The sequence below is a fragment of the Prosthecobacter debontii genome (assembly GCF_900167535.1).
GTDB classification, from domain to species: domain Bacteria; phylum Verrucomicrobiota; class Verrucomicrobiia; order Verrucomicrobiales; family Verrucomicrobiaceae; genus Prosthecobacter; species Prosthecobacter debontii.
This window is the reverse complement of the sequence record NZ_FUYE01000011.1, coordinates 104825-129029: the sequence shown is the minus strand read 5'-3', so window position 1 is coordinate 129029 and position 24205 is coordinate 104825. Positions and strand designations below refer to the sequence as shown.

The following is a 24205-nucleotide window of genomic DNA, read 5'->3' as shown; positions in this document are numbered from 1 at the left end:
CCGCCCCGTGTCAAAGACAGGTCTGGCGTCAAACCGCCCGCAGAGGCGGCAACGGAGGCTCATTGCGGAAATCCGGCCGGATCTGGCTCTTGATCATGAACCAGAACAAAAAGGCCAGCAGCACGGCAATGATTTTCTCACGCCAGTTCCGGGTGAAGAAACTTTTAAATTGATCCCAGCTCACGAGTCGGTTCCTCCTGGATAGGTTCGGGGGCAGCAGTGCCGAAGGTCAGCAATTCATTCAACCGATTGCGCAGTTCATCCGGTTCCAAATCGTGCTCCAGCTTGCCGCGATAAGCGATGGAAAGGGCTCCGCTTTCTTCACTCACAATCAGCGCGATGGCATCGGTCTCCTCCGTCACGCCCATGGCGGCCCGGTGCCGCAGGCCGATGGCCCGATCACGCACTTCTTTCTGACTCACAGGGAAGACGCAGCCCGCACTGGCAATGCGCCCCTGATCAATGATGGCCCCTCCATCATGCAGGGCCGTTTTCGGATGGAAAATGGTCGTGATCAGTTCCGGCGAAAGCTTGGCATCCACCGCGACCCCCGTCTCCGCCAGAAGGCGCAGGCTGATGCCACGTTGAAGAGCAAACAAAGCGCCGCAACGGCGGGCGGAGAGCTGCTTCATCGCCACCAACAACACATCCAGCGATTCTGGGTCAGGGCGGTTCAGGGAGAAAAAGCGGTGACTGCCCAACTCGGCCAAGACACGACGCAATTCCGGCTGGAAGAGCACGACCAAGGCAATGGCCAAAAAGACGGAGATACGCTGAAGCAGCCACGTGATGACCTCCAACTCCAAGAGCTGCGAAACAAGCGCCAAGCCGAGCAACAGCACCAGCAAGCCCGTAAGAATGCGTGCGCCACGTGTGGCCCGGAAGAACAGGTAGGCCTGATAGACCAACACAGCGAGGATCAAGATCTCCACGCCATCACGCCAGTGCTGTATTAAAAATTCCCACATGGTCGGCTCCCTTGCTCAAAGCCTAACGAAAGCCTTTGTGCAAGAACTTCATGTCTTCATCGTGATTTTAACGGGTCTTTTAGCTTGTGGCAAAGAGAAGGAGTCAGCCGCCGCACTGAATGGTGATCCATTTGCAGTCTGTTGCTCGTAGCCTTATGTTCTCTGATGAACATCCTCGAGACCGACGCCATGGTTCAAACGGACGGGAATTTGCAACTGCTCTCCCCCCTTCCCTCATGGTTGAGACCCGGAAGAGTGCATGTCTTCCTCACGACAGAGCAGCCTGTCACTCAAAATGCAGGCATCGAAACAAATCCTGTCTCAAGGGCACCTCAGCCAGGGAGCCTGAAAGGCTTTCGCATGGCAGAGGATTTCGATGAGCCATTAGAAGACTTCCAAGAATACATGGAATGAAACTGCTGCTCGACACGCATGCTTTGATTTGGTTCCTAGAAGATCACGCGCATTTGTCTGATGTGGCACGTGTTGCGATCAGTCACCCCGAAAACCAGAGCTTCGTCAGCGACGCAACGGCTTGGGAGGTGGGCATCAAGCACTCGCTGGGGAAATTGGACCTTCCTGTTCCTTACGAAGATTTGTTCCCCTCACGTCTCCAGACACTCGGCTTTCAGATACTTCCTATCCGACATGCTCATCTGCATGAAGCCGCGAGACTCCCTTGGCATCACCGAGATCCGTTTGATCGTCTGCTCATCGCCCAAGCTCGTGTTGAAAGCTTGGTTTTGGTGAGCCGTGATACGCATTTTCCGGCTTATGGCGTGCCGATCCTTTGGGGATAAGTTGATCTCATCGTGATTTTGCAGGCTTCTTTTGGGTGACCGCAAAAGGCAGAAAACGCGACTCGAACCGCTTCGGCACCACGCACTGAATGTCGGCGACCCCGCGATCGTAGTCTTCGGATAAGACCTTGCCCTCCTGATGGGCGAAGGCCACGAGGTCCATGCGATCCAGAGGAATGCTGAGGTCCATGCGCACGACACGATCAATCAGCATGTCATGAATGCGATGGAAGAGATCTTCCATGCCCTGGCCGGTTTGCACCGAGATGAAGACGGCTTCGGGGAACTGCCGCAGGAGTTCCATCTGCCGATGGTCTTCCACCAGATCCATCTTGTTCAACGCGAGCAACACCCGTTTGTCCCCTGCGCCTAACTCGGCCAACACTTCCGTGGTGGTTTGGTAAAAGGCATAGGCATGGGGGGAGCTGGCATCCACCACGTGAATGAGAAAGTCCGCCAGCACGGCTTCTTCCAGCGTCGCACGGAAGCTCTGCACGAGATCATGCGGGAGATTGCGCACAAAGCCGACCGTGTCGGTGATCAGCATCGACTGGCCATCAGGCAGTTCCATGCGCCGAGTCGTCGTATCCAGAGTAGCGAAGAGTTTGTCCTCGGCCAAGACGTCGGATTGGGTCAGGTGATTGAGAAGGGAGGATTTACCGGCATTGGTGTAGCCCACGATGGCAGCGTGCGGCACGGGCACACGGCTGCGCTCCTTGCGCATGGTGTCGCGCTGGCGTTTCACTTCCTCCAGTTCCGCTTTCACGCGGTCCAGACGCTTGTAGGCCATTCGGCGGTCCACTTCGAGCTGGGTTTCACCCTCACCACGGGCGGCTCCAGCACCACCTGCGCCACCACCAGCGCCACCGCCCTGACGGTCAAGGTGAGCCCACATGCGGGTCAGACGCGGGATGGAATATTCCATCCGTGCCAGTTCCACCTGGAGGCGAGCTTCGCGGGTCTTGGCGCGCATGTTGAAGATGTCCAAAATGACCTCATGGCGATCAATGACGGCGAGCTTGGACTCCCCTTCCCAAGCACGCTGCTGTGCCGGGGAGAGTTCGTTATCGAAGACAATGCACTCCGCTCCAGCATCACGGGCGGCCTGCATCAGTTCGGCGGCTTTGCCTTTACCGATCAAATGCCGGGCCGTCATCTCGCGGGCAAACACCAGTTCGGTAGCCACGACCTCGATATGCAGGGTCTGCACCAGTTCCTTCAACTCTTCCAGAAGATCCGCCGATTCCTGGGCTTTACGGCGGTCAAAATAGGCTCCCACCAGGAATGCACGTTCCACCTGCTGAGGCTTTTCACGAATATCAAACATCGTCCACCTATAGCGGAGTGCAGGCGCTTGCCAAGCACAGCCAGTTGCTCCGCACCGTATTTCATGCCACAGAACACATTCCATGACCCGCCGCCTTTTCTCCTGCCTCTGCCTGCTCTCCCTCGCCGCCTGTGGGCCGGTGGATCGTGAAGGCACGAGACTGAGCCGTTACGAAACCGATGCGACAGAGGCGCTGGTCCGTGAAATGCTGCGCACCCTGCCTGATCCGAACCCCGGCGTGCCGAAGAGCTACTCCATTTCCCTGGGGGAGATCGTCCCGAACCGTGACTACACCCCTGCGAGTGTGCCCTTTCTGGAGCGCTTTGCCGATCTCAACCTGCGCCTCATCAGTGCCAGCGTGCTGACCACTCAGCAGCCAGACAACATCATCGTGGACCCAGAACAGCGCATCGCCGCCTACGTCATTCAGGTTCGTCTGATGAAATCCACCGGACCTGACTCCTGGGAGTATGAGGCTGGCTGGTCTTACAAAAAGCACTTCCAGCGCCGCACCTGGACCGTCACCCGTGCCGGGGACAAATACACGGTCACCGACAAAGGCGTGCTAGACGGCAATTGGCAGCCCTGAGCGGGATTGCTGGAAACATCGGTGGCCGAGAGTCGTTTCAAAACGGCTTTACCACCATGCGTCCGACCTACCTCACCCTCTGTGCCGTCAGCCTGATCGGCAGTTCGCTTTTCGCTGCGGATACCGCCACCAAGCCCGCCAAACCTAAGGCGGCCAAGCCTGAAGCAAGCAAACCCGCAGCTCCCAAGCTCCCGACACCGACCCAGGCCAATGTGTCCTATGGCACTCACGAGCGGCAGGTGCTGGACTTCTGGCAGGCCAAGTCGGACCAGCCTACTCCGGTGGTTTTCAATATCCACGGCGGCGGGTGGATGAATGGGGACAAAGGCCGCGTCAGCAACGTGGACAAGTATCTCGCCAAAGGGATCTCCGTCGTTTCCATCAACTACCGCTACGTCTCCCAGGCCCATGAGGCGGGAATCATGCCCCCGGTCAAAGCCCCCCTGGAAGACGCGGCCCGCGCGCTCCAGTTCATCCGCAGCAAGGCCGCCGAGTGGAACCTCGACAAAGAGCGCATCGGCGCCACCGGCGGCTCCGCCGGGGCCTGCTCCAGTCTGTGGCTGGCTTTCCACAACGACCTCGCCGATCCGAAAAGCAGCGACCCGATCGCCCATGAATCCACCCGCCTCTGGTGCGCCGCTGTTGCTGGGGCTCAAACCACCCTGGACCCCCAGCAGATGAAGGAGTGGACGCCCAACAGCCGCTACGGGGGTCATGCCTTCGGATTCCTGGCTAAAGCGGGTGATCCCAAGCAACGCGACTCCCAATTCAATCTCTTCCTGGCCGACCGCGAGCGGGTGCTTCCTTGGATTCAGGAATACTCCCCCTACGCCAACGTCACTGTGGACGATAGCCCCGTCTATCTCACCTACTCCACGCCACCAGCCCTCGGTCAGGATCAGAAGGACCCCACGCACACCTCCAACTTCGGGGTGAAGCTCCAGGAAAAATGCCAGGAAGTCGGCGTTCCTTGCGAGTTGGTGTATCCAGGAGCCCCGAACGTGAAGCATCCGCAGATCGACGATTACCTCATCGAGAAGTTGAAAGCTCCCTCGGCGAAGTAGGTGGATGTGATGACAATGTATTCATTTTCGGCTGGTCAAAATGAACGCCGATGGGTAAAAAGGAGACTGTGATGGCAAGCAGCCTCCTTTTTTTCATGAAAAACATCGTCATCCCCATTCTCGGAGCCGTCAGCATCGTTTCCATCGGTGCTGTCGCTTGGCTTTTAGCCTCCCCTCCGTCAGTGGACCCCCGTTTGGTCAAGCTGGAGTCCGATCTCAAAGAAGCACGCCAGACCATTGCTCAGCTCAAGGCCGACCTTGCTAAAGAATCAACCCGGCACACCGCCAACATCACCCCAGGGGGGAATCTGGCCCTGAGCCAGACGGCTAACTCCACCCTCGCCACCACCTCGTCGGAGAAGCAGAACCTCAGCCAGCTCTACAGCACCCCCGCCATGCGCGCGGTCATTGACCAGCAGCAGGCCGCCCAGATTGAGGTGGGTTACGCGCAGCTTTTCGAGCAGCTCCGCCTCACCCCTGAGGAGCGCGCCCACCTCAAAAACCTGCTCACGGCACGCCAGAAGGTGTTCACAGACTACAACGTCCAACTCCTGGACCCGAACTTGTCGCCAGAACGCCGCCAGCAGCTCATTGAGGAAGCGAGGAATCAGCACTCCGTCTATGAGGCCACCATCAAGCAGTTCCTCAACGACGAAAATGACTGGAATACCTTCGCCCATTGGGAAAACACCAAGACCGAGCGCACGCAGTTCAACAGCGTCGGGCGCGGCCTTTTCGAAGCCTCCTCTGAGCCGCTCTCCCAGCAACAGGAGCAGCAGCTCATCGACCTCATGGCCGAGGTGCGCATGAGCCCCAGCTCTGTGGGCGGTCTCAATGACCAAACCGGCACCGACCCCAATCGCCTCACCGACGATGTCATCGCCCAGCAACTCCAGCAGATTGAGACCAATAACCGCATCGTCGCCGAGCGTGCCCAGTCCTTCCTCACCCCCGCCCAGCAACTCACCCTGCAGAACTACCTGACCCAGACACAAACCATGGCCAAGTCAGGAATCGAGATGTCCAAGATGATCCTGCGTGGCGCCAACAAGTGAGCGTGCTAGGATTCGTCCATGCAGCAGCGCAGCGTCCAGCCGGAGATTTTAGAAACCCTGCCGCCAGATCATCCCGACGCCATTCGTGGGCGGGATGACCTCCTTCTGGTCAATGGCATCATGGGGAATCACGGCTGGATCAGCCGCACTCTACTGCGCTTTACCCAGCCAGGCTGGCATATCACCGAGATCGGTGCTGGCGATGGTGCCCTCTCGCAGAAACTCGCCTGCCGGGGCGTCTGCCCCACCTCGGCCCTGCATGCCTTCGATCTAGCCCCACGTCCGGCGGACTGGTCTTCCGATGCGGGGTGGACTCAGGGAGATCTCTTTGTGCAAACCCTGCCGCCTTCAGAGGTGCTGATCGCCAATCTCTTCCTGCACCACTTCCAGCCCGACCAACTCCGGACGCTCGGTCAGCGGATTCCCCCGCAGACCCGCCTCATTTTGGCGGCCGAACCTGCCCGCCGGTGGCTCCATACGCTCTCGGGTCGGCTCTTTTGCAGCATTGCCGAGCTGAACCACGTCACCCGCTACGACATGCAGGTCAGCATTCGCGCCGGCTTCCGTGGGCAGGAACTCCCCGACCAACTCGGTCTTGGAGAGGACTGGGAGGTCACCGTCCAGGAAACGCTCCTCGGTGCTTACCGCATGATCGCCCGGCGATGAGCCTGGGTTTGTCCGACTTCCTGCACCCATCTCAAGAAGAGGGTCCGCGTCTCAACACCTCACCAAAATCGGGCGTTTTGCCTGATTTTAGGCTTCCCCCGCACGGCTTCATCGTTTTCCCACGTCCCGTGGAGTGGCCAAGCAGACGCGCGGTGCGGCCAAACTGAGACGCGATGAGGTCGCGAAGCGTCCCGGAGGCGGTGGCAGAGAGGCAAGGGCAACGACCTTGCCTCGACGACACCGCTCTAGCCAAAGCGTGGAGCTCACGCAAAAGGAGCCCTCTGCAGGCTCGGTCACGACTTCGGCTGAGTGGATCCCGTAACACAACAAGCCATGGCCTGACTCAATAGCGGTGTCGCCGAAGCCGATGGCCCCGTCCCGCGTGCGGGACCACCGCACTCCGGGACGCTACCGCGCGCTCCCCTCACTTCTTCTTTTTCTTCTTCGCCTGCCCTGCACCGGGGAGGCGGCCACTTGGCTTCGCGGGGTCATAGGCGAGGTTGGGAGTGGGCATCAGAGCACCCACATCCTTGCGCCAGGCCTCCAGCTTGGCCGCCAGAGCAGCCACTTTGTCAGGGTGAGCTCGGGCGACATCGTCTGTCTCACCGATGTCCTCGCGCAGGTTAAACAACTCGCGTTTGCCGTCCTCATACCATTCGATCAGCTTCCAGTCCCCCTCGCGCACGGCGGCACCAGGAGCACCGCCTTGGTTACCGTAATGGGGGTAGTGCCAGTAGAGGGGGCGCTCAGGCAGGGAACCGCCACGCAGCACGGGGAGCAGGCTCAAGCCATCGACCTGAGAAGTGGTTTTCCCCTGGGCCAGCTCCATCGCCGTGGCGAAGTAGTCGGGGCTGCTCACGGGGGTATCCACCACGCGGCCGGGTTTCACCACCGCAGGCCAACGGATCACCAAAGGCTCGCGGATTCCCCCCTCATACATCCAGCCTTTACCTCCACGCAGAGGCAGGTTGGAGGTGGGGGAACCCTCGCTGGTGGAGAGACCACCGTTATCGGAGGTGAAGATGACGAGGGTGTTCTCGGCCAAGCCCAGTTCATCCAATTTGGCCAACACCTTGCCCACGGCGAGGTCCATGGCCTCCACCATGCCAGCATAAACCGGGAGCTCTTGCACCAATCGCACCTCGCGGGTGTCTTCCTTGCCCCACTCGGCTTTCAAGCCCAAACGGTTGCGCTTTTCCTCATACTTCTTCTCCAGATCAGGCCGGGACTGAAGGGGTGTGTGGACGGAGTAAAAGGAGAAGAAAGCAAAGAAGGGCTTGTCCTTGCTCGCCTCGATGAACTTGTTGGCCTCGGTCGCCAGGCGGTCCGGCAGATGCTCGCCCTCGGGGCCATCTGGCAGGCGGGGATTGTCATAGGGCACGAAGTATTTGCCCCGACCGTAAGGACCCCCGCGATCCACACCGCCGAGGTTGTGGTCATAACCCTGGTTCTCCGGCCACCAACCCTCCGGCCCGAGATGCCACTTACCTGCGAAGAAGGTGGCGTAGCCTGCGGCCTTCAGCATCTCCGCCATCGTCACTTCCTCATGCGCGAGGCGGTCGCTGTAAGACGCGGGCAGGAGCTTGGTATTGCGGGTCCAGAGCCCCGGTTTCATCGGTGCCCCGATGTAATCCGTGATGCCGGTGCGCTGGGGCCAACGCCCCGTCTGCACGGCGGCACGCGTGGGTGAGCAGACAGGGCAGGCCGCATAAGCATCGGTGAAACGCGCACCTTCTTTGGCGAGGCGATCCACATTCGGCGTCTCGTAAAACGTGCTGCCATAACAGCCGATGTCCCTTTGCCCCAGATCATCCACGAGGAAGAACACAATGTTAGGCCGGGAGTCTGCCGCTAAGGCAACGGAGGTGAGTGTCAGGAGAGCGAAGAAGCTTTTCAGCAGCATCTCATGACAACGCAGGTGCGGGCGGCATCTCACAGCAAAGATCGAAGCTGGACGGAGACGTGCTTCCCGCCAAGTTGAGCCCTCATGAAGCGCCTCCTGAATCTCCACACGCATCTCAGCGGTCTCGCTCAGCTGCTGCGCTGGACCCTGCTGGCTCTGCCGGTGGCGGGAGTCGTGGGCTCAGCGGTGGCGCTGTTCCTGTGGGTGCTGGATCGCATGACTCAAACGCATGCCGCCCACCCTGCCCTGCTGTGGGGCTTGCCAGTGGCGGGTCTGGCCGTGGGTTGGCTGTATCATCACTTTGGCAAAAACTCGGAGCGGGGGAACAACCTGATCATTGATGAAATCCATGAGCCAGGAGGCGGTGTGCCTGCACGCATGGCCCCGCTAGTGCTTCTGGGCACCTGGGTCACCCATCTCTTTGGCGGCTCTGCCGGCCGCGAGGGCACCGCTGTGCAGATGGGCGGCGGCCTGGCTCATCTGCTCGCACGTTGGTTTCGCCTGGGTCCTGAGCAGGTGAAGATCCTGCTGCTCTGTGGTATCGCATCCGGGTTTGGCGCCGTCTTCGGCACTCCGCTCACGGGAGCCATCTTTGCCATGGAGGTGCTCATCATCGGTCGCGTGAACTACCAGGCCCTGGTGCCAGTGCTGGTGGCCAGCGTTGTCGGGGATGCCGTCTGCACCGCCTGGGGCATCCATCACACCACTTACCATCTGGAGGTCAGCCCCGATGCAGGCCTGCGAGCTCCGATTGAGTGGCTGCTCCTGCTGAAGGTGGCTCTAGCCGCGATGGCCTTCGGCCTCATGGCGCGGTTTTTCGCCACCCTGGCGCATGGCATTCAGCGGACGCTGAAGCGCTGGGTCGCCTACCCGCCGCTGCGGCCCTTCGTCGGCGGTCTGGTGGTGATTCTGATGGTTCATCTGCTCGGTTCCCGGGATTACCTGGGCCTCGGGGTGGAAGCTTCGACGCCCGGTGGCGTCAGCATCGTCTCCTCCTTTGAGCCGGGAGGGGCCACCCCTTGGAGCTGGCTTTGGAAGACCCTCTTCACCACCCTCACCGTCGGCAGTGGCTTCAAAGGCGGTGAGGTCACACCCCTCTTCTTCATCGGCTCCACCCTCGGCCACGCTCTAGCGCTCCTGCTGCATGAACCCGTAGCCCTTTTCGCCGCCCTGGGTTTCATCGCCGTCTTCGCCGGTGCAGCCAATACCCCACTGGCCTGCACGCTCATGGGCATCGAGCTCTTCGGGGCTCACTATGCGGTCTATTTCGGAGTCGCCTGTTTTGTGGCCTACTTTTTCAGCGGTCCCTCAGGCATCTACTCGGCTCAAAGGCTCGGCGTGCCGAAGCACGGTCCTACCAGCATTAGCTAGTTAGCGCACCCGTAGGTCCGAATTGCCGTTCTGCTTGAAGTAGGCATCGCGAGCTTTCTTCAGTTCTTCCAGGCGAGAAGCCACATCACTGCGCTGCTGGGACTGCTGTTGGATCTGAGCCCGCACGAAGTGGTTGTTATTGCCCAAGGAACGCCAGGGACCTGGAGGGATCTCGTTCACATCCACAAAGCGCCAGTCGCACTTGCCGCTGCTGCCCATGCCCAGGTAATCACGCACGGCCGGGCTGACATCGATGCCCGCCCCTCGGTTGCTCGTGTTCTTGGGTCGGGCATTGCCGAAGACATACTCATGGTCATCCGTCACGAAAGGCCCGCAGTCTTCCCACTGCGCATAGCAGACGCGGTTGCCAAAGCGGATGGCTACCCAGGTGCCACGCAGCACGGTTTTACCCGCGCGGGTAAAGCGCTGCTTGAACCACGGGATGATCTTGGAGGCCTCCGGTTTATGCGTGGAGTAGTCCAGGCAGTCGTTGTAAGGCAGCGCGATGTAGAAAGGATTGAGCTGCGGCGTGAATCCCTGCGGGCAGTAGTTCGCGTTGTTGCGCTTCAGCGGATCGGGATCATCAAAGCCCCCAAAGTTCTTCTCCCACTCAGGGTCCCAACTGCTTTTGTTGTTTGGCGTCGGATTATTCTCCGTCGGCGTTTCCCCCACCCAAAAGACCGTGGCCATGATGTCCGTCTTCCAGGGATACTTGGAATAACCTAGCCGCGGCATCGTCGGCGAATTGACCCGTGGCACAGTAATGCCCTGCGGAGCTGCAGCGGCACTGCTGGAAGTGCTGACCGTGGACATCGATTGAGCCATCGCCGAAGCGGCCGCTGATGCGAGCATCAGCAGAAAGACCATGGAGCGTCGTGGGGGGGCAGCTAGCATGCTTTCTTTAAAACGTGGGGGACTAGGATAACCGAAAATCCCCATCTTAGGCAATCCCAAAAACAAAGTGTTCATTCGAAACGTATTTTCCGCGCCTTCCGGCGGCATTTTCAGGTGCAGTTTCCAGCCCTTCCGCGTAAACATGCGACCATGAGTTCCGCTTCAGCGTCTGCTCCCTTTCAAGCCGCCGACTACGAGTTTGCCCAGGATCTCCTGGATGGTGACCGCACCGCCTGGGGCCGCTTCGATCAGGAGTTGAAACCGGCGATGCTGAGCAAACTGCTCGCCTCGGGGGCCACCAATGCCGATGCCCAGGAGGTGATCGGCATCGTCATGGAAAAACTGTGGGCACAAAAAAAACTCGCCGCCTACACCGGCAGCGGGCCCCTGGTCGGCTTCGTCCGCACCATGGCCGCCAATGCCTGGCTGGAATACCTGCGCAAACACCGCCGCATGGTCCCTGCCACCAACCTGACCTCCGAAGACAGCGACGCCGATCCTCTAGAAAACCTCTCCCGCGATGAACGCCCTGCCCCGCAGGAGTCTCCCCTGGCCCATTTGCTGAAGGACGCCCTCCTGCACGCCCTGGCCCAGACCGATGCCGAGGCCCTGCTCATCCTGCGCCTCTCCCTGCTACAGGAGGTGCGCCAGCGCGATCTCTGCCAGCTCTGGGGCGGCTGTCACGAGGGCACCATCTCCCGAAAAAAGACCGAGGCCATGGAGCAGATCCGCGATGCCACCCTGGCCTACCTCGCCGAGCGCGAGCCCTCCCTGCAAATCTCCTGGCAAGACCTCCTGGAGGCCTGCGGCGATGGAGCCGAGGCCATCTTGGGGCCTTCGGAATAAAAAGGTTTCACTTTCTGCGCAAGTTTCTGCCCCTCGCTGCATCCCTCTTCAGACAGACAAACACCCGCCACCGCCACCCGTATGACTGCTGAAAACGATCTCTTCATCCTTACCCGCTTCCTCCGTCGGATGGACCTCGATGTCGAGGGTCACGATCTGGGAGATCCCCCTGCGGACGTCCTGCCCCGGCTCGATGCCTTCGCCTCCGGTGAGGCCGATGCCAAGGAACGTGCAGCTCTGGCCCAACTGCTCAAAGAGCACCCCGAATACCTCCGCTACCTCGGCAAAGCCATCCGCAGCCGCAGTGCGTGAAGGCATGGAAAAGGAGAGAAGAGAGCCTTCTCCGCTTCCTTCAAATGGCGGCAAAGCCGCGATGTTAGAAGATGCGGACAAAGTGTCCGCGCTCCTCTCTAGTCGATAAACAGCTTCTTGCGGCCCAACGGGTCGCCGGATTCAGCCCAGGCACAGCGGAGCCAGCCCTGGGTAGTGCCGAAAGATATCGACGGCCTACGTGTCACAGCCTGAAAGGTCGCCAGAACAGGGGGATGACATCCAAGGGCCGAATCGGGACGGGTGGAACGGTCGGCAACGTGGGAGTCCCAACCACTTCCTTCCGTGCCTCAACAACCCTCACTTGAACCCCTCACCCGCCTCACCCCATCGCCTCCGCTTCCACGCGGGTCACACATGACGGATCGCTTGCACGATCTCACCCGCGGCCTCATCGGAGTCGTTCGCGGCACGGGGAAAACCCATCTCGCCGGCCAACTCCGCATCCAGCTTCAGCGCTCGCAGTCGATCCGCCGTCTTCTGCCCCGGGTCATGGATGATGCGGGCCAGGAACTCCCGCTTTTGGGCGAGGTCCATCACCGAGGCGGATTCACTCAGCCTGCGCAGACGCTCGACCTCCGCCGCCACTTCCGGCTGCCTCAGCAGTCGCGAGCCTGCCTTCCGAGCCGAGTCCATACTCGCCTCAGGATATACCGCCTGATACGCCCGTGCCGCATTGGCATGGCTCACATACACTTGAACAAACTTCTGATGCGATAAAGACAAGGTTGTCATACCCAGGCAGCCGGGGGATTAACCAAAAGGATGTCAATAACAAAAAGAGTTTGATCCCGTGACCAAACCGGACTTTCACCCTTCGTCAGCTATCGACTTCGTGAAGTCATCCCCCGCATCCACTCCTTCGCCCCTTCCACGCTGAGATCGGGCCTAACAGAAAGGAGTTTCGCCAGCCAGCCGGTCACTCTCGGGGCGGCGAAGCTGCTGCCAGTGACGACTTTCCAACCGCCCTGCCAGGGCACGCGGACTTGATATCCGTGGGCGAGGAATTCGACCATGCTGCCGGGGCGATGGGCCCAGGGTTGATCGGGCATGTCGGCGAGGTTGACGGTGAGAACGGTGGGGAACCAGCCGGGCCATTCGCGCAGGTTCGCGTCTTCATTGCTACAGGCCGCGACGATGTGGGTGCGGCGCAGGTAGGCTTCATCGGTCCATTCCTTGTAGGGCATGACAAAGCGGGCCTCGCCCGGGCTGCCAAAGCTGCAATTGAGGATGTGATAACCGCGCTGCATGGCCAGACGAGCGGCCTCCCAGATGACGGTGGTGCGACCGCGTAGATCGCCATCCAGAACACGAAAGCTGCCGATCTCGGCCTCGGGGGCGAGACTGCGGATGATCCAGGCGATGGCGGTGCCGTGACCCATGACATCCCCACCGCCCCCAGGGACGGTTTTCAAAAATGAGCCATCGCGCTCAAAGGCCACGTCATCGCTCAACTCCAGACCGGCCAAGGCGGGGTGCGAGGTCTCCACACCGGAATCCAAAATGGCAATGCGGACGCCGCGGCCGGTGCTGGTTTGGAGATCCTGCAGGGTCATGAGTCAGGTAGGGCCATCGCGGGTGGGACAAAGAAAGGGGTGGGACAGCGGTCACTCCTCGGTGCCGAGAACCCAGGTGGTAAGACGATGCTGAATGAGGCGACCCACACCTGCGGCTGTGGTTTCCATGGCGGCCAGATCCGCCACGCTAAAAGCTGCCGGAGGGGTAAACCCGGGGGGAAAATCTGCAGCGGACTCGGGCACGTGGGTGAGACCCGGCAGATCACGCGGGCGAATGAGCCGCACAGCGGTGATGACCCCTCGTACGGCACCGGCAAACTTCAGCGGCACGGCCAACATGGCCCAGGTGAGCACCTCCAGGCTACGGTCGAGATCGCGGTTTTGCCGTTGACGAAAGCACACCTCGCTCTCACACGCAGCCAGTCCACTGGTGAACACACTGCCCGTGATGCCCTGTGTGGAAGGCAGGCGAAAGCTGCCGACGAAGCGCGCGGCATCGGGGCCGTTGTTCCAGACCGGCACCAGCACGGCAGGGGTCTCCTGGGCCAGCCAGACGCTGCCTTCATCCGCCTGCACCCCCGCCAGGGCCTGATGCAGCAGCCGCGCTGGTAAACCCTCCACCAATGCCGCTGGAGCTAGACGGAGCGCATGCAGGGCATGCTCCTCACAGCGACTGTCCAACCGCTCCGCCAGGGGGCTCAAATCCGGGTCTGGAAAGGTGGAATAGGGCGCGGGCATGCCAAATGCTAAGTGGAAGAGATGAATGTGGCAACGTATGCGATTGAAAAGAGTTACTTGCGGGGACAAAGCAAACTCCTGACTGTCCAAGCCTGCTCTCCCTGCCCATGATGCGTTTCTTCTCCTTCGGTAAACGATCGACACCGCCTAAGGCGGCACCGTCCGTGTCCGATGGCGTGGCAGGCTGGGCACCTCTACAAATCTACCCCACGCCGGAGGAACTGACGCGCATGGTCTCCACCGGGGAGTATGTGTTCGACTCTCTGATCGGCCAAGGCGGCATGGGCGCCGTGTATCGCGGACGCCAGCTCAAGCTGGACCGACCGGTCGCGATCAAGATCCTGCATCAGCAGCACGGCACGGATTACTCTTATGCGGAGCGGTTTCGCCGGGAGGCGCAGTCCCTGGCGCACATGAACCACCCCAACATTGTCAGTGTGTATGATCTGGGTGTGGTGGGAGACTACCTCTACTACGTGATGGAGTTCATCGAGGGCACAGACCTGCACCACCTGCTCTCCAGCCGCAAGATGACCCAGGCGGAGGCGCTGCAAATCGTGCCCGCGCTGTGTGACGCCCTGACCTATGCCCACTCCAAGGGCCTCGTGCATCGGGACCTGAAACCGGCCAATGTGCTGATCTCGTCCGATGGCCGGGTGAAGCTGGCGGACTTTGGCCTGGCCAAGCGGTTCGACCGCCCGACCACCCTGCTGACCCATAGCAACATGGCCATGGGCACGCCCGACTACGCCGCGCCGGAGCAGTATGACACGAGCGCGGTGATCGATCACCGGGCGGACCTCTATGCTCTCGGGGTAGTGTTTTACCAGATGCTCACAGGAGCCCTACCCCGTGGGGCCTGGCAGCCGCCTTCCGCCCTAGCAGGCACCGATCCGCGCCTGGATACAGTCATCGTGCGGGCACTGATGCCGGACCGAAATCAACGTTATGCCTCCGCGGAAGAGTTCAAACAGGCCCTGCTGAGCAGCCTCACCGCGCCGCTGACGCCCATCACTCCACTACCAGGGGCCGTAACACCTGCTCCGAAACCGCCGCAAGGCCGTGTGCTGGTGCTGGAGGATGACCTGCTTTTGCGCCAGCTCATCGTGCGCAACCTGAAGAACGAGGGCTTTGAAATTGTAGAAACAGGAGATGGCCGAGACACCGTCGCCAGCTACCAGGAAGCGCTGAAGGCAGGCCAATGTTTTGACCTCGTCCTGATCGATCTCACCATCCCGATGGGTATGGGGGGGGCGGAGACCATGGAACACCTGCGTCAAATCGACCCGCACGTGACCGCCGTCGTCTCCAGTGGTAACCGCCTGGACCCCACGATGCAGGACCCCGGCGAATACGGCTTTCTCGGCATGCTGCCGAAGCCCTACGACAGCGGCGAGCTCATCCGCGTGGTGCGCGAGGTGATCGAAAAACGGCCGCAGGTGAGAGTGTAAGCTGAGTCAATCCGGCTTGTTCCTCGTTTGCGATTTCACTCACCAAGGATGTCGAATCATTGATGTATCGCGGCATCTGTTCGGCTAATCCTGGGCCGGATCGTGCGACCCTATGGGTCGCAAGCCAATCCACCGTTGGGCATGCGCCCCGTATAGCCTGATGGTTAAACGCAACCTGGAATCCCGACATAAAAGAGACACCGCATGCGGGTGAACCCACATGCGGTGCCTACAGGGAATGACGGACTAACCTCAGGGCTTAGTGCTTATGACCCTCTTTTTTGGAGTCACAGCAGGCACCCTTGTCTTTGGTCGAGCAGCAGGAGCTGGCGGCTTTATCGCCGGAAGCACTGCAGCAGGAACTGTCCTTCTTGGCGCTAGCGCAGGAGGCCAGCAAGAAGGAGACGGAGGCAAGACCGATGGTAAGAAGACGGATCATAGAAAATATGTGTTGGTTGGCCACGGTCGTCCATGAGACGCCTTTTAACCTATTCTTCCAATTACTTGCTCATCTGCACAGGAGCAGGAGGCGGCGGAGGGGGAGCCTTGGAAGCGCAGGAGACAAGGCCACCGGCGATCACGGAAGCTGCAAGAGCGAGGAGGGCGTATTTCATAGTCTGATGTTTGTAGCGTTTTTGTTAGCTTTGCGGCAGCCTCCACGTCGTGAGGCTGCAACGTGTGCGAGGCTAACGACTATTTTAGTAATTGCAATGGGCCAAATAGACTCTTGTAAAACTGACCTCGCAGGTCTGAGAGTGTCGTTTTAGACCAAAAGATCGTGCACCACATGGCCGTGAACATCCGTCAGGCGATAGTCACGTCCCTGGAAGCGATAGGTAAAGCGCTCGTGATTGAAACCCAGCAAATGCATCACCGTGGCTTGGAAATCATGCACATGGACCTTTTTCTCAGCGATGCCGAAGCCGAGCTCATCCGTGCTGCCGTAGTCGAAGCCTGATTTCACCCCGCCACCTGCCATGAAGAGGGTGAAGCAATCGGGGTAGTGATCGCGTCCGAGGATCTTACTCGCTGCGGTGCGGCCTTCTCGGAAGGGGGTGCGGCCAAATTCACCGCCCCAGATGACCAGCGTGTCTTCCAGCAAGCCCCGCTGTTTGAGATCTTTAATAAGAGCCGCCACGGGTTTGTCCGTCTCGGCCATCTTTTTCGTCAGACCATCGGTGATGCCGGAGGCCTCCGACGTGCCATGGAAGTCCCACCCCCAATCGAAGAGCTGCACAAAACGCACGCCCTTCTCCACGAGACGTCGAGCTAAAAGGCAGTTGTTGGCAAAGCTCGCCTCCCCCGGCTTGGCACCATACTCCTCAATGACCTTGGAAGGTTCTTTGGAGATATCCATCACCTCCGGCACACTCATCTGCATGCGATAGGCCAGCTCATACTGCGCAATGCGGGTGACCGTCTCGGGATGCCCGAGTTCAGCCACTTGGCTCTCATTGATCTCCCGCAGCGCATCCAAGGTGCGGCGGCGCATGCTGCGGCTCATGCCTGCGGGGTCGGAGACATACAGCACGGGATCGCCCTTACTGCGGCACTGAACGCCCTGATAAACGGAGGGGATGAAACCACTGCCCCACAGCCCCTGCCCACCGCTTGGCTGAGTGCCGCTGGAGATGAGGGTTACAAACCCGGGCAAGTCCTGGTTTTCCGTGCCCAACCCGTATGTGGCCCATGAGCCGAGGGAGGGCCTGCCCTGACGGGTGTGCCCCGTGAACAGCAGCAACTCCGCCGGCGCATGGTTGAACTGATCCGTGAACATGGACCGCACCATGGTGATCTCATCCGCGATGGTGTGGAAGTTAGGACAGGCATCACTCATCCACATGCCTGCCTGACCGTAACGCTGGAAGCTGCGCGGAGTGCCCATGAGCTTAGGCACACCAGTGGTGAAGGCAAAGGTGCGCCCTTTCAGAATGGAGTCCGGGCAATTTTCACCATCGTGTTTCACCAACTCCGGTTTGTAATCAAACAGGTCCAGATGTGGCGGTGCCCCCGACATGTGCAGGTAGATCACCCGCTTCGCCTTGGCCGCATGATGCGACACACGTGGCGCCATAGGATTGACCACCGATGGCGAGGCTTGGCCCTGCCCCTGCAGTGCCTGCAAGGCGATGGCCCCGAGACTGAACTGCCCTGCGCTGCTTAGAAAAGCGCGGCGCGTGGTGAACTGAAGACTGTCGTGGCGGACGGGGTTCATGGGCTTAGGGGGTTATCTCCGCATCAAAAACTCATCGAGGTTCATCACCACGTTGGCCACCGTGGTCCAGGCGGCGAGTTCTGCCAAGTCGGCTCCTTTCGGAGCAGGTCCTAGCGGTTCAGTCGCCATCTTTTGAGCGGACTCAAGATCGGCTCGATAGTCGGTCAGCGCCTCATCGTGAAGCTTCTGGAGAGCGGCACGCTCTGTCGCCGACGGCTGACGTGAAACACAAACTTCATACATGGCCGCCAGCTTATCCTCGGCACTCATGACTCGGCGCGCCAAGGCTTGATTGGCCTCGATGAACACCGGGTCATTGAGAGTCACAAAAGCTTGAAGGGGTGTGTTGGTGCGTCCCCGACGAATGGTACAGACTTCACGATTCGGCGCATCGAAGGTGGTAAAGCTGGGATAAGGGCTATTGCGGCGAACCTCGGTATAAAGGCTGCGGCGGTGGCGATCCTCTCCCTCACTCACAGTCCAGTCATTGCTGCGCCCAAAGGCCGTTGTAAGGCCCATATTCGGAGCCAGCGGACGGACCGCAGGTCCACCCATTTTCGGACTCAGCAGGCCACTCACGGCTAAGGCTTGATCGCGCAACAGTTCACCGCTTGGTCGGAAACGAGGCCCCCGAGCCAACAAGCGGTTATCAGGATCACGCTCGTTCAGTTCATCGGTGCTGGAAGACTCCTGACGATAAGCCCGCGTCGTCACCAAGAGTTTGATCATGTGCTTCACATCCCACCCACTCTCCATGAACTCGGCGGCCAGCCAGTCCAGCAGTTCTGGATGAAACGGCAACTCGCCCTGACTGCCAAATTCCTCGCTCGTGCGCACGATACCGATGCCGAACAAACTCTCCCACAAGCGATTCACGGTTACCCGCGCGGTCAGTGGATTCTCCCAGCTGACCAGCCAGCGAGCAAGCGTCAGCCGATTGCGCGGCGCATCGGCTGGGAGAGCCGGAAATACGGCGGGAGTGCCTTCATGAACTACCTCACCGAGTGCCTGCCAGTTGCCGCGCAGTTGCACCTGGGTCTTGCGGCGATCTTTGCCTGGGAGATCCAGCATCACCGGCACCGTGACCGGTTTGGTCCGCGCCATCTCTTGGCTCAGTTGGCTCAATCGGGTGCGCTCAGTTTTCGCATCTGGCGAGACATACCGCGCATAGTAAGTGCGGATCAGCTTCAGCTCATCCTTCGAGCGTTTTTCCGCCGCTACCTTCAGCGCTGCGCTCACCTTCTTGTCTTTGACTTCAGGTGGGGTGGCTAACCAAGCCTCCAGCCCCTTCAACCAAGCGTCTGACGGTTGAGCAAACTGAGCCTCCAACCGTGTGATCTCTTTTTGCCAGCCTTCCCGTTGCCGCTTCACCTCCGGCGTTACCAGTTCATGCACGGGTGATTCATCTTTCTTATCCGCATCCGCGCTTTGATTCAGGAAAGCGTAGATCTGAAAGTATTCCTTCTGGGTGAGCGGATCATACTTATGGGTGTGGCATTGCGCGCAAGCCAGGGTCGTGCCCATCCACACGGCAAAGGTGGTATTGACCCGATCCACGATGGCCGCCACACGAAATTCTTCGTCGCTCGTGCCCCCTTCATTTTGCGTCATCGTATTGCGATGAAAAGCCGTCGCGATGAGCTGATCGTCGGTGGGCTTCGGCAGGAGATCACCCGCCAGTTGTTCAATCGTAAATTGATCAAACGGCATGTTGGCATTCAAAGCTTTGACCACCCAGTCTCGATACAGCCAAATTTCGCGAGGTTGATCACTGGGGTAACCCGAGCTGTCTGCATAACGAGCGAGGTCTAGCCACTGGCGTGCCCAATGCTCCCCGAAGGCGGGCTTGGCTAAATAATGATCCACTAGCTTTTCGTAAGCCTGCGGATTCAAAGTCCCTCCCGACACGGGGGCAAACATCTGCAACTCTTCCACCGTGGGGGGGAGGCCCGTCAGATCAAGAGCCACCCTCCGAACCAACACAGCCGCATTCGCTTCAGGGCTGTAACTCAGTTTTTCCTCCTTCAAGCGAGCTAATAGAAAGGCATCCACCGGATGGCCTTTCGATTCGCCGATTGGTCGCACCTCAGGCCTAACGACCTTTTCATAACTCCAATGCCCTCCCCATGGGGCACCTTCTCGAATCCATTGCTTGAGCAATTCGATTTGGGCCGCAGGGATCTCTTTGTGCTGCTTAGGCGGCGGCATCACTTCATCTGGATCGGTGGAGACGATGCGTTGGATCAAGGCACTCTTATCCGGGTCCCCTGGCACCACAGCGATCACTCCCTCATTGTCCGCTTTGGCCGTCTTTTCCTCATCGAGTCGCAGCCCCGCTTCCCGCTTCGCTTCGTCAGGACCATGGCAGAAAAAACAGTTCTCTGAGAGGATCGGCCGAACCTGTTTGGAAAAATCCACCGCCTCTGAATCCAACGGAATCAGAGCGAGCCCAACGGCATATGGAATAAACAGACGAACCATGACAGAGAGAAAGTTAGATACGTGGCGTCTGCCATCATCTTCCGCAGTGTGCAGGGATACTCCATCGCCAGAGCAGGGTCTTCACCAACATTACACGGAAAGCCCGAGGGAATGCGTATCGTTGTCAGCAATGTGAATCGTTTGCTGATTTTCCTGCTGCTCTCCGGCTCTTCGGCCTTCGCTGTGGATTTTTCCCGCGAAGTCTTGCCGGTTTTGCAACGCGCTTGCTTTGAGTGCCATGGCCCCGAAGTGGCTAAGGCCGGGCTACGTTTGCATGAGAAGGTGAGTGCACTAAAAGGCAGTGACCACCAAGCCGTCATCATCCCCGGTAAACCCGAGGCAAGCGAGCTGCTGCGCCGCGTGTCTTTACCCCGCCAGAACAAGGAAGCCATGCCGAGACGCGGCACGCCTCTGACAACGGCGGAGATCGCGACTTTAACGCAGTGGATTCAAGCAGGCGCAGTTTGGCCTGAAACCGTTCAAACCACCCAACATTGGGCTTACCTCCCACCCGTGAAAACCGAGCTCCCTCGGGTGACTTGGCCACAGCCCCATGGCGACACCAATGCCATTGACGCTTTCGTCGCTGACAAGCTCAACCAACAGGGCTTGCATGCATCCCCCCAAGCTGCGGCGAGCACTCTGTTGCGGCGGGTGTTTTTCGATCTGACAGGTTTACCACCCACCCAGGAAGACCTCGCGCGCTTTCTGCCGGATCTCACCACACCTCATCTGTCCGATGCTGACTATGAGCGGCTCGTGGATCATCTGCTGGCCTCGCCCGAGTTTGGCGTGAAGTGGGCACGCCACTGGCTGGATCTCGCTCGGTATGCCGATTCCCATGGCTTCCAGCGTGATGACTTGCGCGATATCTGGGGTTATCGCGATTGGGTCGTGAAGGCGTTGAATGATGGCATGCCTTTTGATCAATTCACGATTGAACAAGTGGCTGGTGATCTCCTGCCCCATCCCACTCCTTCTCAAATCGTCGCCACAGGCTTTCACCGCTGCACGCCCACGAATGTGGAGGCGGGCACCGAACCCGAAGAAAGCCGCATCAATCAGGTCATTGATCGGGTCAATACCACGGGAGCCGTTTGGCTAGGAAGCACCCTGGAGTGTGCGCAATGCCATAACCATAAGTATGATCCATTCAGCCAAAAAGACTACTATCAGCTCCTAGCTTATTTCAACAACACAGAGAAGGAAGCCGAACGCACCAATCCCAAGACCCCCGGCTCGATTCAATTCGGCGGGAGCCCCTACACCTTGACCGATCCTGAACGGGATCAAGCACGCACCAAACTCCATCAACAAGCCGAGACTCTGCAGGCGAAGATGGATCAACTTCAGGCCACGACCAAAGGCCCCACGCCGAATCCCAACCCTAAGTCCATCATTGCCCTCAAACCCCTCGACATTCAATCTTCCGCTGGGGCTGAGTCTGAAACGCAGAAGGATCAGAGCGTACTTTTCATCGGCGAAGCTCCCGCGACAGACGTCTGTCTCGTCAGTTATGAATTGTCAGCGGGGGAGGTCACAGGCTTCCTGCTTGAAGCTTTAACCCACCCCTCTCTTCCCGGCGAAGGACCCGGTCGAGGAGATGCCAAACGGCCTAACTTCGTGTTGCAACATCTGGAGGTCACGCTTGTAGATTCCGAGGGCAAGTCAACACCCCTTACCTTCAAAAACGCTTACGCAAGCTTCTCACAGACCCGTTTCGATGTCACGGGCTTGATCGACCAAAACCCCGCGACGGGTTGGGCCATCAATCCCCAATTCCATCAAGATCACTGGGCGGCATTGGCACTGGAGAAGCCTCTGAAGATCACTCCGGGCAGCAAGTTGCAACTTCGTCTGGTGCAGGAATTCGGAGGTGGACGAACCATCGGGCGGTTGCGTTTCAGCGCCTTCACCGAAGCCGTCGAAACCAACCTTCCAGCCACTCTGGCTAGCGAAGATCCGAAAAGCACTCAAAACCCTGTACTGGCTGCCATGCAGAAGCAGATGAAGGCGGTGGAAAAGCAGATCGATGCCCTGAAGCCTGCCACCACAGAAGTCATGCGTGAGCTTCCCAAGCCTCGTATGACCTCCATTTTCAAACGCGGTGTTTATACCGATCCCGCAGAGCCCGTGAAGGCGGCCATTCCTGCGGTGTTCGAGACATCCATCGAAGGCCCCGCCAATCGCCTCACGCTGGCCCACTGGCTGGTCTCACGAGACAACCCACTCACTGCACGAGTGGTGGTGAATCGTCTTTGGGCTGAGGTTTTTGGCCAAGGCATCGTCACCACGGTGGAAGACTTTGGCATCAAAGGCGCACCACCCTCTCATCCGGAGTTGCTCGACTGGCTGGCCGTGGATTTCATGGATCAAGGGTGGAGCCTGAAGAAAGCCCTGAAGCAGATCGTGATGTCTCAGACTTACCGACAGAGCTCGCAGATGCGAGCGGGCAGCAAGGAAGCGGAGATGGATGCCGCCAATGTCTTCCTCTGGCATGGCCCACGCTTCCGACTCGATGCCGAAGCCATCCGTGACAATGCTCTCACCATCGCCAACCTCATCAGTCTGGAGAAAGGAGGCGAACCCATTCGCCCACCCCAACCCGATGGCCTGTGGATCAAGGTCGGCGGACAGAAGTATAATTACCAAGTCAGTCCGGGTGAAAAACAATATCGCAGGGGTCTCTATGTGGTGCTGAAGCGTGGTGCCCCCTATCCCAGCTTCGTCAATTTCGATGCCAGTGCCCGCATGGCCTGTGTGGTGAAGCGAGGGCGTAGCAACACGCCCCTTCAGGCTCTTACTTTGTTGAATGATCCAGTCTATGTGGAGGCCGCACAGACTTTCGCTCAACGGTTGATGAAGGAAAGCGACGTCGTCTCGCGCATTCGACTCGGGTTCCAGTTAGCTCTAGCACGCGAGCCAGCGAAGGAGGAGTTGCACGTGATGAAGAAGCTTTATGATTCCCAGCTACCCCAAGGCGAAGCAAAAGCCACGACAGCCTTAGCCAGTGCTCTGCTGAACTTGGATGAAACTATCACCAAGGGGTAGGACGCAGCCAAGGCAATCATCGATCAAAAGATCGTTAGGCAAAATCCACCGACTACAAGCCAGGGGGCCGGTCAGAGACATTGCGAGAAGGCTTGCTCGTCTCGCTCGGAGGTGGAGCACTGGGGTCAAAAAAGACTCCACCCGCCACGGCCACATTGCCATTGCTATCCAGGCTCATGCTCGGGCGGTTGCCTTCCACATCCCGATAATAGGAGCGTTTTTTGAGCTTGCCATCAGGGGTCACAACGCAATGCGCATAGATGCCGGGTTGGGCGAGAAACAACACCTGGAGCTGATTTTCGCGATCCATGGTGATCTGCGGATCATGGGCCATGGAGACAGGGCCCAAGCGGAATGTGTGCAGGCGAAGATTGCTCTTATCGTCAATCACCCGGGCATAAAGCGAAGTGCTGCTCAGATCGGTGAACAAAAGCACGGCATAACGGCGCACAGAGCCCGCACCTTTAAAACCTTCAGGCACCCCATAGGCCTGCTCCCACATCGGCTTGCTATCGGTGATGTTAAACCGCACTCGGGCACTGGTGTAGTATTGGCCGGAAGCGACATGCGCCACGCGAGCCTTGAGACCGTAGTTGCCGATCTCCGTAGGTGCGAAGGCATCCGTCACCATGATCTTCTGCTGAATCGTGCCTCCAGCCGGGATCTGGATCAATTCATCGCCCGAGACATCCATTGGAGCCAAAGGCAAACCGGTTTTATCCGTCATCTCGAAGGAAAGCCAACTGCCTCGCCCGGGGCCACCGAGCACCGCTTCCGCGCCGGTGCGGTTGGTGACTGTCACCGTGGCGGGAATCGCTTCGAGGGCCAAAAAGTTAGTCCGCGGCAAGGTCAAGCTGACCTCGTATTGGGCCTGCACCGTCAGGGCACAGAAAAGAAAAAGCAGGGGGGTAAGATAGCGCATGACCGATTGAGAGCGGA

Annotated in this window: 23 protein-coding genes; 11 read left to right on the top strand and 12 right to left on the bottom strand. The window is 59.2% G+C overall.

Features of this window, described 5'->3' with window-relative positions:
* Positions 1 to 28: 28 nt before the first annotated feature.
* Together B5D61_RS26390 and cdaA are read right to left on the bottom strand one after the other, a co-directional pair.
* The gene (locus B5D61_RS26390; protein WP_176159482.1) at positions 29 to 184 is read right to left on the bottom strand and encodes a hypothetical protein; all 156 of its coding nucleotides are present in this window, start codon (positions 182 to 184) and stop codon (positions 29 to 31) included.
* Positions 165 to 968 (bottom strand): diadenylate cyclase CdaA, encoded by an 804-nt coding sequence (gene cdaA, locus B5D61_RS16415; RefSeq protein ID WP_078814500.1) that lies wholly within the window; start codon positions 966 to 968, stop codon positions 165 to 167. The genes B5D61_RS26390 and cdaA overlap by 20 nt, the downstream gene beginning before the upstream one ends.
* A 165-nt stretch (positions 969 to 1133) precedes the next feature.
* On the opposite strand from cdaA, the gene B5D61_RS27090 reads away from it, so the two are divergent.
* Positions 1134 to 1382 (top strand): DUF2281 domain-containing protein, encoded by a 249-nt coding sequence (locus tag B5D61_RS27090; protein ID WP_078814499.1) that lies wholly within the window; start codon positions 1134 to 1136, stop codon positions 1380 to 1382.
* Positions 1379 to 1768, top strand: coding sequence for a type II toxin-antitoxin system VapC family toxin (locus B5D61_RS16405; protein ID WP_078814498.1), 390 nt, complete (start codon positions 1379 to 1381; stop codon positions 1766 to 1768). The genes B5D61_RS27090 and B5D61_RS16405 overlap by 4 nt, the downstream gene beginning before the upstream one ends.
* Before the next feature lie 7 nt (positions 1769 to 1775).
* Here the strand turns inward: B5D61_RS16405 and hflX are convergent, their stop codons facing one another.
* Positions 1776 to 3095 carry a GTPase HflX gene (hflX, locus tag B5D61_RS16400; protein ID WP_078814497.1) on the bottom strand — a complete coding sequence of 440 codons (1320 nt, stop codon included), beginning with the start codon at positions 3093 to 3095 and terminating at the stop codon, positions 1776 to 1778.
* Between the two features lie 82 nt (positions 3096 to 3177).
* Between hflX and B5D61_RS16395 the strand changes: the two genes are divergently transcribed.
* The 4 genes from B5D61_RS16395 to B5D61_RS16380 all read left to right on the top strand — a co-directional run bounded on the left by B5D61_RS16395 (position 3178) and on the right by B5D61_RS16380 (position 6469).
* On the top strand, positions 3178 to 3684 hold the full coding sequence (locus B5D61_RS16395; RefSeq protein WP_078814496.1) for a hypothetical protein: 507 nt from the start codon (positions 3178 to 3180) through the stop codon (positions 3682 to 3684).
* 56 nt (positions 3685 to 3740) lie between these two features.
* Positions 3741 to 4748 (top strand): alpha/beta hydrolase, encoded by a 1008-nt coding sequence (locus tag B5D61_RS16390; protein WP_078814495.1) that lies wholly within the window; start codon positions 3741 to 3743, stop codon positions 4746 to 4748.
* Positions 4749 to 4843: 95 nt separating this feature from the next.
* Entirely contained in the window at positions 4844 to 5803 is a 960-nt protein-coding gene (locus B5D61_RS16385; RefSeq protein WP_139373309.1) for a hypothetical protein, read from the top strand.
* An 18-nt stretch (positions 5804 to 5821) separates the two neighbouring features.
* Positions 5822 to 6469 carry a class I SAM-dependent methyltransferase gene (locus tag B5D61_RS16380; RefSeq protein ID WP_078814493.1) on the top strand — a complete coding sequence of 216 codons (648 nt, stop codon included), beginning with the start codon at positions 5822 to 5824 and terminating at the stop codon, positions 6467 to 6469.
* A 424-nt stretch (positions 6470 to 6893) separates the two neighbouring features.
* Here B5D61_RS16380 and B5D61_RS16375 read toward each other — a convergent pair whose 3' ends face one another.
* Positions 6894 to 8405, bottom strand: coding sequence for a sulfatase (locus B5D61_RS16375; protein ID WP_245846554.1), 1512 nt, complete (start codon positions 8403 to 8405; stop codon positions 6894 to 6896).
* Between the two features lie 51 nt (positions 8406 to 8456).
* Between B5D61_RS16375 and B5D61_RS16370 the strand changes: the two genes are divergently transcribed.
* Positions 8457 to 9743: a voltage-gated chloride channel family protein gene (locus tag B5D61_RS16370; RefSeq protein ID WP_078814491.1), complete on the top strand. Its 1287-nt coding sequence runs from the start codon at positions 8457 to 8459 to the stop codon at positions 9741 to 9743.
* Here B5D61_RS16370 and B5D61_RS16365 read toward each other — a convergent pair whose 3' ends face one another.
* Complete coding sequence (locus B5D61_RS16365) at positions 9744 to 10637, bottom strand: hypothetical protein (protein ID WP_245846553.1); 894 nt, start codon at positions 10635 to 10637, stop codon at positions 9744 to 9746.
* Between the two features lie 150 nt (positions 10638 to 10787).
* On the opposite strand from B5D61_RS16365, the gene B5D61_RS16360 reads away from it, so the two are divergent.
* Both B5D61_RS16360 and B5D61_RS16355 read left to right on the top strand, forming a co-directional pair.
* The gene (locus tag B5D61_RS16360) at positions 10788 to 11483 is read left to right on the top strand and encodes an RNA polymerase sigma factor (protein WP_078814490.1); all 696 of its coding nucleotides are present in this window, start codon (positions 10788 to 10790) and stop codon (positions 11481 to 11483) included.
* A gap of 81 nt (positions 11484 to 11564) precedes the next feature.
* Entirely contained in the window at positions 11565 to 11795 is a 231-nt protein-coding gene (locus tag B5D61_RS16355) for a hypothetical protein (RefSeq protein WP_078814489.1), read from the top strand.
* A 369-nt stretch (positions 11796 to 12164) separates the two neighbouring features.
* Here B5D61_RS16355 and B5D61_RS16350 read toward each other — a convergent pair whose 3' ends face one another.
* The 3 genes from B5D61_RS16350 to B5D61_RS16340 form a co-directional block, all read right to left on the bottom strand.
* Positions 12165 to 12548 carry a terminase small subunit gene (locus B5D61_RS16350; protein WP_078814488.1) on the bottom strand — a complete coding sequence of 128 codons (384 nt, stop codon included), beginning with the start codon at positions 12546 to 12548 and terminating at the stop codon, positions 12165 to 12167.
* 89 nt (positions 12549 to 12637) lie between these two features.
* Positions 12638 to 13369, bottom strand: a complete 732-nt coding sequence (locus B5D61_RS16345; RefSeq protein ID WP_078814487.1) for a S8 family serine peptidase — start codon at positions 13367 to 13369, stop codon at positions 12638 to 12640.
* A gap of 51 nt (positions 13370 to 13420) precedes the next feature.
* A complete protein-coding gene (locus B5D61_RS16340) occupies positions 13421 to 14068 on the bottom strand; it encodes a GAF domain-containing protein (RefSeq protein ID WP_078814486.1) in 648 nt (215 codons plus the stop codon).
* 107 nt (positions 14069 to 14175) lie between these two features.
* Here B5D61_RS16340 and B5D61_RS16335 point away from each other — a divergent pair, with 107 nt between their 5' ends.
* Positions 14176 to 15519, top strand: coding sequence for a protein kinase domain-containing protein (locus tag B5D61_RS16335; RefSeq protein ID WP_078814485.1), 1344 nt, complete (start codon positions 14176 to 14178; stop codon positions 15517 to 15519).
* A gap of 259 nt (positions 15520 to 15778) precedes the next feature.
* Here the strand turns inward: B5D61_RS16335 and B5D61_RS25805 are convergent, their stop codons facing one another.
* From B5D61_RS25805 to B5D61_RS16320, 3 genes are all read right to left on the bottom strand, one after another.
* Positions 15779 to 15958: a hypothetical protein gene (locus B5D61_RS25805; RefSeq protein ID WP_139373308.1), complete on the bottom strand. Its 180-nt coding sequence runs from the start codon at positions 15956 to 15958 to the stop codon at positions 15779 to 15781.
* 324 nt (positions 15959 to 16282) lie between these two features.
* Complete coding sequence (locus B5D61_RS16325; protein ID WP_078814483.1) at positions 16283 to 17734, bottom strand: DUF1501 domain-containing protein; 1452 nt, start codon at positions 17732 to 17734, stop codon at positions 16283 to 16285.
* A 12-nt stretch (positions 17735 to 17746) separates the two neighbouring features.
* A complete protein-coding gene (locus B5D61_RS16320; RefSeq protein WP_078814482.1) occupies positions 17747 to 20215 on the bottom strand; it encodes a PSD1 and planctomycete cytochrome C domain-containing protein in 2469 nt (822 codons plus the stop codon).
* Between the two features lie 21 nt (positions 20216 to 20236).
* Here B5D61_RS16320 and B5D61_RS16315 point away from each other — a divergent pair, with 21 nt between their 5' ends.
* Positions 20237 to 23266: a PSD1 and planctomycete cytochrome C domain-containing protein gene (locus B5D61_RS16315; protein WP_139373307.1), complete on the top strand. Its 3030-nt coding sequence runs from the start codon at positions 20237 to 20239 to the stop codon at positions 23264 to 23266.
* 52 nt (positions 23267 to 23318) lie between these two features.
* Here B5D61_RS16315 and B5D61_RS16310 read toward each other — a convergent pair whose 3' ends face one another.
* Positions 23319 to 24188 carry a hypothetical protein gene (locus B5D61_RS16310; protein WP_078814480.1) on the bottom strand — a complete coding sequence of 290 codons (870 nt, stop codon included), beginning with the start codon at positions 24186 to 24188 and terminating at the stop codon, positions 23319 to 23321.
* Positions 24189 to 24205: the final 17 nt, after the last annotated feature.

Bases quoted from the DNA above. Each gene is read 5' to 3' on its own strand.
- B5D61_RS16370 (WP_078814491.1), top strand. From the start codon at position 8,457: ATGAAGCGCCTCCTGAATCTCCACACGCATCTCAGCGGTCTCGCTCAG.
- B5D61_RS16405 (WP_078814498.1), top strand. From the start codon at position 1,379: ATGAAACTGCTGCTCGACACGCATGCTTTGATTTGGTTCCTAGAAGAT.
- B5D61_RS16340 (WP_078814486.1), bottom strand. From the start codon at position 14,068: ATGCCCGCGCCCTATTCCACCTTTCCAGACCCGGATTTGAGCCCCCTG.
- B5D61_RS16360 (WP_078814490.1), top strand. From the start codon at position 10,788: ATGAGTTCCGCTTCAGCGTCTGCTCCCTTTCAAGCCGCCGACTACGAG.
- B5D61_RS16335 (WP_078814485.1), top strand. From the start codon at position 14,176: ATGATGCGTTTCTTCTCCTTCGGTAAACGATCGACACCGCCTAAGGCG.
- B5D61_RS16325 (WP_078814483.1), bottom strand. From the start codon at position 17,734: ATGAACCCCGTCCGCCACGACAGTCTTCAGTTCACCACGCGCCGCGCT.
- cdaA (WP_078814500.1), bottom strand. From the start codon at position 968: ATGTGGGAATTTTTAATACAGCACTGGCGTGATGGCGTGGAGATCTTG.
- B5D61_RS16380 (WP_078814493.1), top strand. From the start codon at position 5,822: ATGCAGCAGCGCAGCGTCCAGCCGGAGATTTTAGAAACCCTGCCGCCA.
- B5D61_RS16350 (WP_078814488.1), bottom strand. From the start codon at position 12,548: ATGACAACCTTGTCTTTATCGCATCAGAAGTTTGTTCAAGTGTATGTG.
- B5D61_RS16365 (WP_245846553.1), bottom strand. From the start codon at position 10,637: ATGCTAGCTGCCCCCCCACGACGCTCCATGGTCTTTCTGCTGATGCTC.
- B5D61_RS16320 (WP_078814482.1), bottom strand. From the start codon at position 20,215: ATGGTTCGTCTGTTTATTCCATATGCCGTTGGGCTCGCTCTGATTCCG.
- B5D61_RS25805 (WP_139373308.1), bottom strand. From the start codon at position 15,958: ATGATCCGTCTTCTTACCATCGGTCTTGCCTCCGTCTCCTTCTTGCTG.
- B5D61_RS16390 (WP_078814495.1), top strand. From the start codon at position 3,741: ATGCGTCCGACCTACCTCACCCTCTGTGCCGTCAGCCTGATCGGCAGT.
- B5D61_RS16310 (WP_078814480.1), bottom strand. From the start codon at position 24,188: ATGCGCTATCTTACCCCCCTGCTTTTTCTTTTCTGTGCCCTGACGGTG.
- hflX (WP_078814497.1), bottom strand. From the start codon at position 3,095: ATGTTTGATATTCGTGAAAAGCCTCAGCAGGTGGAACGTGCATTCCTG.
- B5D61_RS16345 (WP_078814487.1), bottom strand. From the start codon at position 13,369: ATGACCCTGCAGGATCTCCAAACCAGCACCGGCCGCGGCGTCCGCATT.
- B5D61_RS27090 (WP_078814499.1), top strand. From the start codon at position 1,134: ATGAACATCCTCGAGACCGACGCCATGGTTCAAACGGACGGGAATTTG.
- B5D61_RS16385 (WP_139373309.1), top strand. From the start codon at position 4,844: ATGAAAAACATCGTCATCCCCATTCTCGGAGCCGTCAGCATCGTTTCC.
- B5D61_RS16355 (WP_078814489.1), top strand. From the start codon at position 11,565: ATGACTGCTGAAAACGATCTCTTCATCCTTACCCGCTTCCTCCGTCGG.
- B5D61_RS16395 (WP_078814496.1), top strand. From the start codon at position 3,178: ATGACCCGCCGCCTTTTCTCCTGCCTCTGCCTGCTCTCCCTCGCCGCC.